Source organism: Sulfuricurvum sp., from assembly GCF_028713855.1.
Classification (GTDB): Bacteria; Campylobacterota; Campylobacteria; order Campylobacterales; family Sulfurimonadaceae; genus Sulfuricurvum.
Map to the genome: position 1 here is coordinate 32822 of NZ_JAQTNN010000009.1, position 12242 is coordinate 45063.

At 44.6% G+C, this 12242-nt stretch carries 12 protein-coding genes; 9 read left to right on the plus strand and 3 right to left on the minus strand.

Annotation, left to right across the window (positions count from 1 at the left end; all coding sequences use genetic code 11):
* Window positions 1-34: 34 nt before the first annotated feature.
* From PHI47_RS09240 to PHI47_RS09250, 3 genes are all read left to right on the plus strand, one after another.
* Window positions 35-1225, plus strand: a complete 1191-nt coding sequence (locus PHI47_RS09240) for a NifS family cysteine desulfurase (RefSeq protein ID WP_299932965.1) — start codon at window positions 35-37, stop codon at window positions 1223-1225.
* Window positions 1226-1303: 78 nt separating this feature from the next.
* Entirely contained in the window at window positions 1304-2185 is an 882-nt protein-coding gene (locus tag PHI47_RS09245; protein WP_299932962.1) for a diguanylate cyclase, read from the plus strand.
* Between the two features lie 52 nt (window positions 2186-2237).
* Complete coding sequence (locus PHI47_RS09250; RefSeq protein ID WP_299932959.1) at window positions 2238-2555, plus strand: hypothetical protein; 318 nt, start codon at window positions 2238-2240, stop codon at window positions 2553-2555.
* On the opposite strand, the gene PHI47_RS09255 is transcribed toward PHI47_RS09250, so the two are convergent.
* Both PHI47_RS09255 and PHI47_RS09260 read right to left on the minus strand, forming a co-directional pair.
* On the minus strand, window positions 2545-3768 hold the full coding sequence (locus PHI47_RS09255) for a coproporphyrinogen III oxidase family protein (protein WP_299932956.1): 1224 nt from the start codon (window positions 3766-3768) through the stop codon (window positions 2545-2547). The genes PHI47_RS09250 and PHI47_RS09255 overlap by 11 nt on opposite strands.
* Before the next feature lie 2 nt (window positions 3769-3770).
* Window positions 3771-4379: a WHG domain-containing protein gene (locus PHI47_RS09260; RefSeq protein WP_299932954.1), complete on the minus strand. Its 609-nt coding sequence runs from the start codon at window positions 4377-4379 to the stop codon at window positions 3771-3773.
* Window positions 4380-4481: 102 nt separating this feature from the next.
* On the opposite strand from PHI47_RS09260, the gene PHI47_RS09265 reads away from it, so the two are divergent.
* The 6 genes from PHI47_RS09265 to PHI47_RS09290 all read left to right on the plus strand — a co-directional run bounded on the left by PHI47_RS09265 (window position 4482) and on the right by PHI47_RS09290 (window position 11154).
* A complete protein-coding gene (locus PHI47_RS09265; RefSeq protein ID WP_299932951.1) occupies window positions 4482-5717 on the plus strand; it encodes a TolC family protein in 1236 nt (411 codons plus the stop codon).
* The gene (locus PHI47_RS09270) at window positions 5714-6448 is read left to right on the plus strand and encodes an efflux RND transporter periplasmic adaptor subunit (RefSeq protein ID WP_299932948.1); all 735 of its coding nucleotides are present in this window, start codon (window positions 5714-5716) and stop codon (window positions 6446-6448) included. The genes PHI47_RS09265 and PHI47_RS09270 overlap by 4 nt, the downstream gene beginning before the upstream one ends.
* 8 nt (window positions 6449-6456) lie before the next feature.
* Window positions 6457-9486 carry an efflux RND transporter permease subunit gene (locus PHI47_RS09275; protein ID WP_299932945.1) on the plus strand — a complete coding sequence of 1010 codons (3030 nt, stop codon included), beginning with the start codon at window positions 6457-6459 and terminating at the stop codon, window positions 9484-9486.
* A gap of 95 nt (window positions 9487-9581) precedes the next feature.
* Window positions 9582-9875, plus strand: coding sequence for a type II toxin-antitoxin system HigB family toxin (locus tag PHI47_RS09280; protein ID WP_299932943.1), 294 nt, complete (start codon window positions 9582-9584; stop codon window positions 9873-9875).
* A gap of 1 nt (window position 9876) precedes the next feature.
* On the plus strand, window positions 9877-10230 hold the full coding sequence (locus PHI47_RS09285; protein WP_299932940.1) for a DNA-binding protein: 354 nt from the start codon (window positions 9877-9879) through the stop codon (window positions 10228-10230).
* A gap of 9 nt (window positions 10231-10239) precedes the next feature.
* Entirely contained in the window at window positions 10240-11154 is a 915-nt protein-coding gene (locus tag PHI47_RS09290; RefSeq protein ID WP_299932937.1) for a class I SAM-dependent methyltransferase, read from the plus strand.
* Window positions 11155-11163: 9 nt separating this feature from the next.
* Here PHI47_RS09290 and PHI47_RS09295 read toward each other — a convergent pair whose 3' ends face one another.
* Entirely contained in the window at window positions 11164-12240 is a 1077-nt protein-coding gene (locus tag PHI47_RS09295) for an alkene reductase (RefSeq protein WP_299932934.1), read from the minus strand.
* Between the last annotated feature and the right edge of the window lie 2 nt (window positions 12241-12242).

A 12242-nucleotide genomic window follows, 5' to 3' on the forward strand; every position in this document is an offset into this window, starting at 1 on the left:
CTCCTCATATTAACCGACATTATGAGGACTATCTATGAAACGCGTCTATTTAGATAACAATGCCACCACCAAGCTCGATCCTATCGTAAAAGTAAAAATGCAGCCATTTTTCGAGGATCTCTACGGGAATCCGAACTCGTTGCACCAATACGGTATCGAAGTTCGTCCGTATCTCAACGAAGCGATGGGCTATATGTACGATGCGCTTAACGCGCCCGATGCCGATGACATCCTCATCACTTCCTGCGCAACTGAGAGCAATAATGCCGTCCTTAAAGGGATCTTTTTCAAACATATCCTCCGTGATCCGTCTAAAAATCATATTATCGCTTCAGCAGTGGAACATCCTTCCGTCCTCGAAACTCTCCACTTCCTCGAAGAAAATGGTGCTGAGATCACATTTGTAGACGTTGATGCCTACGGTTATGTAAGCGCTGAGCGTGTTGCGGCGGCGATAACGGACAAAACGATATTAATTAGTATGATGTGGGCGAACAACGAAACCGGGATGATTTTCCCTGTTGAAAAAGTTGCTGCTATCGCAAAAGAGCGTGGAATTTTATTCCACACCGATGCGGTTCAGGCCATTGGAAAAGTCAAAGTCGATCTCACCAAAACGCCGATCGATTATCTCACCTTTTCCGCCCATAAATTCCACGGGCCTAAAGGGATCGGGGGGTTGTATGTTAAAAAAGGCTCAGAGCTCCCTAATCTCCTCCACGGTGGGGAACAAATGGGTGGCAAACGTGCCGGAACACTGAATGTCGCTTACATCATCGGTATGGGATTGGCAATGAAGCAATCAGTCGGTCACTTGGACAAAATGAACAGTGATGTACGCGCATTGCGTGACCGTCTCGAAGACGCCATTTCTCAGCTTCCCGATACCATCGTGGTGGGTGATCGCGCTCGCCGTACACCGAATACCATTCTCATCTCTCTTCGCGGTATCGAAGGTGAATCAATGCTCTGGGATCTCAACCGTGCCGGCATCGCAGCATCCACCGGAAGTGCGTGCGCCTCTGAATCCCTCGAAGCCAACCCCGTTATGAACGCTATCGGAGAAGATCCGGAACTTGCTCATACAGCAATCCGTCTCAGCCTCAGCCGATTTACAACGGCAGATGAAATCGACTATACTATCGACGTATTTATGAAAGCAGCGGAACGTCTGCGCTCTATCTCCTCAACCTACTCTTACACAAACGAGAAAGTGGTCAATTAAGACCATTTTTCTCACAAATATTCCCCATTTACCCTTTCTATATGTTATTATTAGCTCAAATAAGGCGAAGGTAGATGTATGGAAATTTCTCAAGATGAAGTATATATGATAGAGGAAGATCACGTTTGCAGTCACCTTTTTCTCTCAGCCATTAACACCCAAAAAAATCTTATTGTCTTAATGCGTGATAGTATTCCCATTCTTTTTAATAAAGCTTTTCTTGATTTTTCCAATGTTTCATGTGCAAAAGGGTTTTTGCGAGAATTTGGTTCACTTCTGAACCGTTTTGTCCCTCATGACAGTTATTTCCATGCCGGTAAAAGCGATAATCCTGAGGATTGGACAACAGCCCTTATGCAACTCCCTAAACATGATCGAATCATCAGTATGCTCAGCTATCGTATCGAACCTCATGCGTTTTCCGTATCCGTTGAATCACCTGTACCTAACTACAGTATTGTCACCTTTACCGATATTTCCCAAGACCTAATAAAGCGGATTATGATCGAAAATGACGTCAGTATCGACAAAGAGAGCGGCGCCTACGATAAAGAGTATTTTAATCACACATCAAAAAGTTTTTTTGAAGCGGCAATCTTTAATAAAAAACTGATCGGTATCACCATGATCGAGCTCATGTCCTCTGATAATGAAGCCGTACACTATTTGCATGATTTTTGTTTTAGTATCAAATCCAATATACGTCAAAGTGATATGCTTGTACGTTGGGGTAAACAAGTATTTTTATTAGCCTATCTCATTGATTCTTCCGATAATGCTATGAAATTCAGCCGTAAATTACTTACGGTAATGCGTGAAGAACCTTTTCAAACTCTTACAAATATCAGTATGCGTATTGGTACCAGTGTACAAAGCGAAAATGATGATATATCCAGCATCATCTCACGTGCGCATAAAGCTCTTCAACAAAGCAATGATTCGTGTATAACCGTTTTATAAATTTCATGAATTAAATATGCATATCAGTTCCTAAAAGCTATTGGGAGTCATTATGCGTCCTTATCGCAATATCAGCGATTCAGAACTAGAGGCATTAGGTGCAACCCGCGAATGGGATTGTGAACATGTCCGTTCCCTTTGTGTACCAGCACCTATTTTATGGGTTCACTCCACGCGCGAAAAGTATCACCGTCTCGATCCTATGGATTCATGTCTTGTTAAAGCAATCACGATAGAGAGAATCCAAGGTGACGTTATCAAAACCAATTTCGGAAGCTATTCACTCGAAACGGGCAAAAATATCTATTACTCTTGTGGATGTAAAAAGTTTTGTGATTGTTACGGACAGCTTTATCTAATCAATCCCTGATCAGACCATCTTCTTTAGTAAGATTGGTACGCATCGTTTCACGGACATAATCCATCCCGTTGTAAAACTCGCGCATCATGACGGAAAAGAGATGGATTCCCCTCTCATTCAAATGTTCTTGATTGTACATCCCGCATATTCTCAGTAAAGTACTTTCAATCCATAAATGCTCATTCGATGAACGCAATCCGAAAAGTTCTACCATCATCCGATATTGGCGTATTGCACGCTCTGGAAAAGTCGTTGCATGGGTGATAGGCAATTGCCCTTTAGATATCCGTTTGGCATAGATTGGAAGTGAAAAGGTATTGGCATAAAGAGTATCGTCGATAAAGCTAAATGCCCCGCTCCCAATACCGACATATTCGCTCCGTTCAATTACATACTCATCGATAATTCCCTCACGTTCCAAAGACCATGCCCATGCAGAGCGTTGTGTATATACCTCTCTCATCCGCTCCATAATGATACGGTAGAGTTTCACTTCTTTAGCATCACTGAGGGCTCCCCAACGTTTGCTAAGATTATCCCGTATCCCCGGAGCATACATTAAAGGATAGAAAGTCACTTGCGGCGGACGAAGTTTCAATATCGTATCGATTTCACGATGTAGCTCTTCTTCGCTCTGGTCGGGATAATTGTAGATCATATCGATATTGACGATCGGGAAATCTCCCATTACGGCCGATACCTTCTCATACTGTTCATCACCGGAACCGAATTTTTTGTAGCGTCCGATCTTTTGAAGGTGGCGGTCATTAAAACTTTGTATCCCTATCGACAGACGGTCAATCTTTCCGTGCAAATCGGCATTTTCCAAATCGTTCAGATGCGCGGGATCGCTCTCGCACGAAACCTCACGAATTGCAAAAAGCGATTTTGCCAAATCGATCGTCTCTCCCAGCTGATGGGGGAGTATCGTTGTCGTTCCCCCGCCGAAATAGATCGAATCAAACCGATATCCCAAAGCATGAACCATACGCATCTCTTGATGCAGCAATTCAAAGTAGCGCTTGGCACTCGATTCGTCAAAGCGAAATTTATGAAAGGAACAATACGGACACAATGTTAGACAAAAAGGGATATGAATATAAAGTAGCAATGCTCTTTCGTTGGGTGCAGTAGGCAATGATTTTTGGGTAGGTTTTAGATGAAGATACTTTTTCACCGCTCGTTTCATGAGAGTAGAAGCGGTTTTTTCAATAATACCCATGATTATTGCAGCCCTTTTAGAAGTACTCCTATGCTGTACTCATAAATCGCTTCCATATTATCACTCATAATCAAATGTCCGTCGATCAACAGCGATGCGAGGCCGTGAATCGATGCCCACACCATAGCCGCCTGAACCATAGGATTGACCTGAGCGATGATTCCCTCTTCCTGGGCTTCAGTAAGCAAACCGATCAGAGCATACAACCCTGTTGCCTGATTCTCATCTTTATAATCGCATATCTCTTCGCGTTCTTGACGAAAATTTTCTCCGAACAATAATCGATAAAGATTCGGATGTTCTATTGCAAAATCGAGATAGGCTCTCCCCATCGCTTCAAACCGCACTGCAACACTATGTGTACGATCTTGAAATATAGGGGTAAAGAGCAAATTAAGGTGCTCATACCCTTTTTCGATTACTCCGAGTATTAACGCTTCTTTGCTTGCAAAATGACGATACACTGCTGTTCGAGAGGTGCCCAATCGCTGAGTCAATTCTCGGAGTGTAATCGTATCAAGCCCCTCCTTGTCAATCATCTCCAAAGCCGTCTGTAAGAGCTCTTCTTTGAGGTTTCCATGATGGTAGGGGGAGGTCTTTTTCTCTTTCATAACGACATTGTAACATGCATAATACAAATAGTGCACATTTTATGTTGACATTGTCCACATTTAATGTTAACATTGTCAACATATATTTTACCAAGGATAATCATGAGACATTTTGTTCTCCTTTCCTTCACCCTTTTGCCATTGATAGCCTCTGACCTCACATCTTTGCTCCCGAGTGCCAAAACAAATTTACGCGTTGAATCCGCACGTCTGGAGATCAAGAAATCTCAAGAACAGCTTGATGAGGCTAAAACAGCCTATTTCCCAACGGTTACTGCAACGGCACTCTATAAGAAAAAAGATAAAGCACCCGCCTTCGAACCCAATAAAATCCAAGGTGCAGAACTAGGCGCTCAAATCAGCATCTTTGATGGATTTCGCCGTGAGGCGCTTCTCGATGCACTTCATGCATCAATGGCTTCAGCAACCCATTCGATGGCACAAGAAGAGCAAAATGTCCTTATGGAAACCATTGCGGCCTATTATGACTATCTCGATACCCAAGACCGCTTGAGCGTTAATCAAGATAAAAAAAAGGAACTTCTCTCCGAAGTGCAACGGTACAAGATACTCGTACAAAATGATCTTGCCACGACCGATATTCTCAAATCGCTGATCGCATCGAAACTGGAAGCCGATTATGACGAACAAAATCTCAAAATGCTGCTTGAAAAACATCGTAAACATCTCGAACTCCTCAGTGCAACACCGATCCATGAGCCGCTTCAGTACCAAGAGCTTGCCATGCCAACATTGACGACGTTAGAGCGCCATGATCTGCAAAGTGATCAAGCAAATATCGATATTTTACGTAATACCGAAGATCGTTATACCTATCTTCCCTCAATCACTCTTGAAGCAAAACACAAATACATGGAATACAGCGGCTACGATACTATGGGGGGGACCAATCTCCAACCCCTCAACCAAAACGAAATAACCGCCTCCCTTACCATGACCCTGTTCGATATGGGACGAATCGCAAAAGAGCGTGAACAAGCCCGTATCGATACCCTAAAAGCCAAAAATCTACTCGATTACAAAACCCAAAGTCTGAACAATGATGCCGATATCGCCCTCATGTCGATTCAAACTTCTCAACATGCCTATGAAGCGGCCATTGCCGAAGAAGAAGCGCGCAGTGAAGCATTCGGTTTTATCAAGAAACGTTTTGAAGCGGGATTGGTCAATACAACGACCTATCTCAGTGAACTCACCAACCTTACCTATTCGCGTGCAAAAGTGCATAATGCACTCAATACCCTCCAAGTAGCAAAAGCCAGTGCCGCGTATGCCTATGGAATTGACCTTATAACACTAATCAAGGAGAAAAAATGAAAATTATTTTGATATCAACACTAACCGCACTCTCTCTATGGGGCGATGTTTACGCCACATTTGAGGCCCAAGCCTATCGTGAAGCGTCACTGGGGATGAACGCGTCGGGGATTGTTAAAAATCTCTCCGTTCAAACAGGTGATCACGTCAAAAAAGGCTCATTCCTTCTTGAACTTGACAGCACCGAAGAACAGCTCTCGCTGAAAATGGCTAAAGCTGATTTAGAATCACTCACCAAAGAGTGTAAATTTTTGAGTGATCAATACGTACGATATGAAAAAAGTGCACAAGTATTCGATAAAAATACCCTCGATAAACTCAAATCCGAATTGGACGCAAAACTTTCACAAAAAGAACGAACCCGATTATCGGTCGCTTATGCCGAACAAAAACTCTCCAAAATGCGCCTTACCGCTCCGTTTGCAGGAAGTATTTCTGAAAAAAATATAGAGATAGGGGATATGGTCTCTTCCATGGGAGGAACGCCGCTGTTTAAACTCATCAGCGATCAAACCAAACTCCTTATCCAGTACGATTCCAAATTCGGCTCACAAGTGAAGGTAGGGGATCATTTTTGCAGTTCTATCGATGGTAAATCAACGGGTAAATGTTCAAAAATCGTAAAAATTTATCCCACAATTAATACTAAAAACCGTCAAATGACTGCTGAAGCTGATGCGTTGGGTCTCCGTCCCGGTACGTTCGGCGACGGCATAATCATGGCGAAATAGGGATCATTATGCATAAAATCGCCATTACCCGCCCTATCACAACCATCATGTTCGCCCTCACCCTGATCTTTTTCGGGCTGGTCGAACGTGGTGATATGCCATCCGCGCTCTACCCCAACGTCGATTTTCCGATTGTCATCGTCACCACTACCTACAAAGGGGCAAATGCCGATATCGTAGAGAGTAAGGTAAGTGACAAGATCGAAGAAGCAGTGAGCGGTATATCAGGACTCGATACCCTCAGCTCCGACAGTTCTAAAGGTATCAGTGTCGTCGTCGCCCAGTTTAAACTTTCCAAAGACCTCGATGAAGCGGTCAATGACGTCCGCGATAAAGTCTCCAGTATTCAACTGCCCAATGAAGTCGATAAACCCTCCGTCGATAAATATTCGATCACCTCTTCTCCTGTTATTACCCTATTTTTAGCAGGTAGCGACACCCAGAAGGTGATGAAACACGCTGATGAGATTCTCAAACCCCGCTTACAGCGCATCGAAGGCGTAGGAGGTGTAACGGTCGCCGGTTTACGCAAAAAGCAGATCCGAATCACACCTGATCCGGCACTTCTTGCCAAATATTCTCTCACAATGAGCGATCTAACCAACCTTATCCGTACACAAAACATCCGTATGGATGGAGGAAAAACGGTTGATCCCAAGCACGAGTTCCAAATTCTAATCGATAACGACAGCAAAACAGTAGAAGCTTTATCTGGACTTCGGATACGCGAAGGATTGAATTTAGGCGATGTGGCTACGGTCAGTGATACGCTAGCCGAAGAGCGTAGTTTTGCGTCATTGGATGGAAAATCGGGCGTTTTACTGATGGTCAAAAAGATGACCGGTGCCAATGATATCGCCATCGCCGATGCCGTACGTTCTGGGCTCCCTGCCCTCTCAGCGTTAGAGCCGACGATGACACTTACTCCCTTGCAAGATACGACAGGATATATCCGTGATACCCTCGATGGTGTTCAGTTCGACCTTATATTAGGTTCCATTCTCGCCTCACTCGTCATCTTTTTGTTCTTACGCAACTTCACCCTCACTCTAATTGCCGCTGTTTCGCTTCCAGTATCCATTTTCGGGGTATTCGCAATCATGGGATGGAGCGGTCAAACCTTCAACCTCCTCACCCTCACCGCCCTCACCCTCGCCATCGGAATCATCATTGATGATGCTATCGTCGTGATCGAAAACATCTTCAAACGGCTCGAAGCGGGACGCGATCGTATTAATGCCGCCATCGAAGGGGTAAATGAGATCATATTCTCCATCGTCGCGATCTCCTCCATGCTCCTCGCTGTTTTCGTACCCGTCGCTAAAATGAGTGGGATAGTAGGACGTTTCTTTACCAGTTTCGGGGTAACAATCATCGCCGCTATTGGAGTATCATTCGTCATCGCCGTGACTCTCATCCCGATGATCGCTTCCCAAATCGCCAAAGGAGAACACAGCCGCTTTTATCACAGAACAGAGTTTTTCTTTGTCCGCATGGAAGAGATCTACCGTTCTCTCATCCTGAGCGTTTTGAAACACAAAAAGACCACTCTCTTTAGTGCATTAGGTATTTTCATCGTCTCCATCATCCTATCAGGAACACTAGGGATGGTATTCATGCCTAAAGAGGACAAAAGCCAGTTCGACATCACCCTAAAAGCTCCTGTCGGAACCAGCATCGGCGGTATGAAACAGCTCTCTCTCGACGTTCAGCACCGTATCGCAAAAATTGCCGAAGTGGAATACTGTACCCTCTACGTCGGACGGGGAAATGATCAAAAAGCGAACGAATCGGCACTTTACGTCCGTCTCAAACCACTTCATCAGCGTGAACGGAGCCAAAGCGACGTGATGAAAGAGATCCGCTCGATGTTGAATAGTTTAAAAGGATTCACGATGACCAGTGTTACTGAAGTAAACGACATCGGAGGCTATGAGATCAACACTCCGTATCAAGTGATCCTCAAAGCCCAAAATATGGACGATGCGGAAGCATCAGCTCAAAAACTGATGAAACTGCTCAAAAGTATTGAGGGGACAACGGATGTTCAAAGCAACATTCAGCCTAAAGCACCACAGCTAAGCATCACCGTCCTCACCCAAAACGCCACACGTCTGGGAGTCAACGTCGATGATATCGCCCGTATCGTTGCCAGCGCCTATTCTGGGGATGGAACCATCACCTTTATCCGTGAACGGGGTAAAGAGTACGATGTGGTAATGCGTCTAGATGATACCAAACGCGAAAATATCGAAGCACTTAACACTTTGAATGTCCGTACCTCTTCAGGGATTACCGTGCCGCTCTCGGCAGTGGTATCAATCACCCAGAGTTACGCACCAACCACGATCAAACGGTTCGACCGTCTCAAAAAAGTGATCGTCGGTTCCGATATTACCAAAGCCCTCCCGCTCGATAAACTCGTCAAAATCGTCAATGAGCGTCAAAACGAGTGGTTAGGCAAAGGAGTAGCCTATGAACTCGACGGCGATGCCAAACATATGCAAGAGAGTAACGAAGCGTTCGGCGTGGCTATCGGTGCAGCCCTCGTGATGATCTATCTCATCCTCGCCGCATTGTACGAATCACCTCTTCAGCCGCTCATCATCATGAGTGCATTGCCACTGAGCTTTACAGGGGCATTTATCGGTCTGTGGGCGGCAGGGATGAATATGTCGCTCTTTAGTATGATGGGATTGATGCTCCTGCTCGGACTGGTAGGGAAAAACTCCACCCTCGTCGTCGATGCCGCAAACCGCCTCTTGGAGTCAGGGAAACCTCTCGATGAAGCGATCGTGGAAGCAGGACTCTCACGTCTACGCCCTATTTTGATGACGACGACGGCCATGTGTTTCGGGATGCTCCCCCTAGCCCTCTCCGTCGGTGAAGGCTCAGGAGTCAAAGGGCCGATGGGGGTTGCCGTCATCTGTGGACTATTGCTATCAACACTGACCAGTCTCCTCGTTGTACCGGCACTCTACAAAGCCCTTGCACCGTTGGATGCGAAAATTCGTAAGCTTTATACGATTAAAAAATAGTTCTCTCGTCATTCCCGCGAAGGCGGGAATCCAGCTTCTATACATTATTTTCAAAATTATTCCCATTTTGGGAAATATACGTTATACTTCTTCCCATGAGAGTCATCACAAAACGGACATTACTCGATTTCTGGGAAAAACACCCTGACGCACTGAGTCCACTCAGCGCATGGTACGCCGAAGCGGTAAAAGCACAGTGGTCAATACCGCAGGATATAAAAGCCCAGTATAAAACGGCGAGTTTTTTAGGGGATAACCGTGTCGTTTTTAACATCGGCGGAAATAAATATCGTTTGATCGTAAAGATTAACTATCCCTATGGAACCGTCTATATCCGTTTTATCGGTACGCATGCCGAATATGACAAAATTAAAGCAGAGGAGATTTAAGATGAATATTTTTCCAATCCGAACTGAAGCCGATTATGAAAAAGCACTGTCGCGTATCGAAATGCTGATGGATGCTGAGTTCAACACACCCGAAGGGGATGAACTCGATATTTTGACAACACTTGTCGAGAATTACGAAGCCAAACATTTCCCAATTCCCCAATGTGACCCTATAGAGGCAATTCGCTTTCGAATGGAGCAGATGGGATTAGAGGCTAAAGATTTGACCCCGATTATCGGTTCACGTTCCAAAGTTTCTGAAGTACTAAACCATAAACGTCAACTCTCTATCTCGATGATTCGTAATTTACACGCTCGGTTGAATCTCCCTTATGAATCTTTGATCGGCGCGTAACAAATTTACATGACCTTAGACGATTTACACCGCCTCTTACGTACCAATGCTAGTACTGTAACCGAAGAATACACCCGTCTGTTTCACGGACGGGGAAATACCTATAGTGGATACCGTTTTCTCACCGTGGACAGCGTAGATAAAGTTCTCTTTGCCGTCTTGTTTGACACAAACGATGAGGAAGAAGCAATGATGTCAATGCTACGTGATTTCTATGCCTCTGAGGGCAAATGGAAAGCTCTCGCTGTACAACAGCGTTATCTTCCCTCATCTCCAACAACCGTTATAGAGGGTGAATTACCCTTAGAGACTTATGCCATCGAAAACGGACTCAAATATCACGTCAATTTTCAAAGTGCCCAAAACATCGGATTTTTCCCTGATATGAAAATCGGACGGGACTTCATTCGAATACATGCAAAAGAGAAAAAAGTTTTAAACCTCTTCTCCTACACCTGCTCGTTCTCGGTTGTCGCAATCGAAGCGGGAGCGCACTCGGTTGTTAACGTCGATATGAACAAAAATGTTCTCACTATTGGTCGGGAAAACCACCGCCTTAATGGACTCGATACGAAAAAAGCAGCATTCATGCCCTACAATATCCTCAAATCATGGAGCCGAATCCGAAAAGCGGGACCGTATGATCTGATCATCATCGATCCCCCTAGCTTCCAAAAAGGCTCATTCGCCGCCACAAGTGATTATGAGAAGATTATCCGCAGACTCCATGAGTTCGCCGCGCAGGAGTGTATCGTTTTGTCAGCGCTCAACGCTCCCGAGTTAGAGAGTGAGTTTATCAAGGCTCTTTTCCGTGAAAATGCCCCTGATTTTCAATACATCGAACGATTACAAAATAGGGAGAGCTTTCCCGAAATAGAGGAAGAACGAAGTCTGAAAAATCTAATTTTTAGAAAAAGTCTCTAAGATTGATCTTCAATCGCATTGCAAAGCAGGATAATCCAAATACCCTTTTTCATCCTGCGTATAAAAACTGGCCGGGTCAGGGGTATTTAATTCAGAATTGCTTTTAAACCGTTCCGGAAGATCCGGATTAGCTAAAAAGAGTACGGCAAAAGCAACTGCATCGGCTAGGCCGTTTTGAATTGACATATTACCCCTCTCCAGAGTGTAACCGCCATTCGCAATCAAAATACCGTTATATGCCTCTCTAAGAACACTCAGTTCAACAACATTTGCACCGTGTCGGATGTCACCTTCGAGTGCATCAATAATATGCAGATACGCTAAATTAAACGAATTGAGTTTTTCACAGATGTAAGAAAAATGACTCTGAGGATCGGAATCTTTCATATCGTTAAATGTGCCGCTGGGAGAGAGTCGCACACCTGTTTTGTCTGAACCGATAGCGGCACAAATCCCTTCTACAATTTCAAAAAGGAACCGAGCTCTGTTTTCGACACAACCCCCATAGGCATCTTCTCTATCATTGGTTCCGTCACGCAAAAACTGATCGATCAGATAACCGTTAGCCCCATGGATTTCCACACCGTCGAATCCTGCTTCTATCGCATTTTTCGCACCTGTTACATAGTCTTGTACAACACTTTTAATCTCATCAATGCTAAGAGCATGCGGTGTAACAAACTCTTTCATCCCATCATAGGTATAGATACTGCCGGCAGGTTTAATGGCAGATGGAGCAACGGGGAGTTCACCGTTATGAAATGCAGGATGAGAGATTCGCCCGACATGCCAAAGCTGCAAGAATATTATCCCCCCTTTCTCATGTACCGCCTTGGTTACTTGTTTCCATCCTTCTATTTGCTCAGAGGTATGAATACCGGGCGTATAAGGATATCCGATACCCTTTGTCGAAATCTGAGTCGCTTCGGTGATGATGAGTCCGGCTGATGCTCTTTGGGCATAATAGCGAGCCATCATATCGTTTGGAACATTGTTATAAACACTTCGGCACCGTGTCATCGGTGCCATAAATATTCGATTTCGCAAATGGTAATTACCGATTTTTATAGGTGCAAGTAAATTCATAA

Excerpts from the sequence above, each read along its gene's own strand:
- PHI47_RS09240 (WP_299932965.1), top strand. The coding sequence starts at position 35 with ATGAAACGCGTCTATTTAGATAACAATGCCACCACCAAGCTCGATCCT.
- PHI47_RS09245 (WP_299932962.1), top strand. The coding sequence starts at position 1,304 with ATGGAAATTTCTCAAGATGAAGTATATATGATAGAGGAAGATCACGTT.
- PHI47_RS09250 (WP_299932959.1), top strand. The coding sequence starts at position 2,238 with ATGCGTCCTTATCGCAATATCAGCGATTCAGAACTAGAGGCATTAGGT.
- PHI47_RS09255 (WP_299932956.1), bottom strand. The coding sequence starts at position 3,768 with ATGGGTATTATTGAAAAAACCGCTTCTACTCTCATGAAACGAGCGGTG.
- PHI47_RS09260 (WP_299932954.1), bottom strand. The coding sequence starts at position 4,379 with ATGAAAGAGAAAAAGACCTCCCCCTACCATCATGGAAACCTCAAAGAA.
- PHI47_RS09265 (WP_299932951.1), top strand. The coding sequence starts at position 4,482 with ATGAGACATTTTGTTCTCCTTTCCTTCACCCTTTTGCCATTGATAGCC.
- PHI47_RS09270 (WP_299932948.1), top strand. The coding sequence starts at position 5,714 with ATGAAAATTATTTTGATATCAACACTAACCGCACTCTCTCTATGGGGC.
- PHI47_RS09275 (WP_299932945.1), top strand. The coding sequence starts at position 6,457 with ATGCATAAAATCGCCATTACCCGCCCTATCACAACCATCATGTTCGCC.
- PHI47_RS09280 (WP_299932943.1), top strand. The coding sequence starts at position 9,582 with ATGAGAGTCATCACAAAACGGACATTACTCGATTTCTGGGAAAAACAC.
- PHI47_RS09285 (WP_299932940.1), top strand. The coding sequence starts at position 9,877 with ATGAATATTTTTCCAATCCGAACTGAAGCCGATTATGAAAAAGCACTG.
- PHI47_RS09290 (WP_299932937.1), top strand. The coding sequence starts at position 10,240 with ATGACCTTAGACGATTTACACCGCCTCTTACGTACCAATGCTAGTACT.
- PHI47_RS09295 (WP_299932934.1), bottom strand. The coding sequence starts at position 12,240 with ATGAATTTACTTGCACCTATAAAAATCGGTAATTACCATTTGCGAAAT.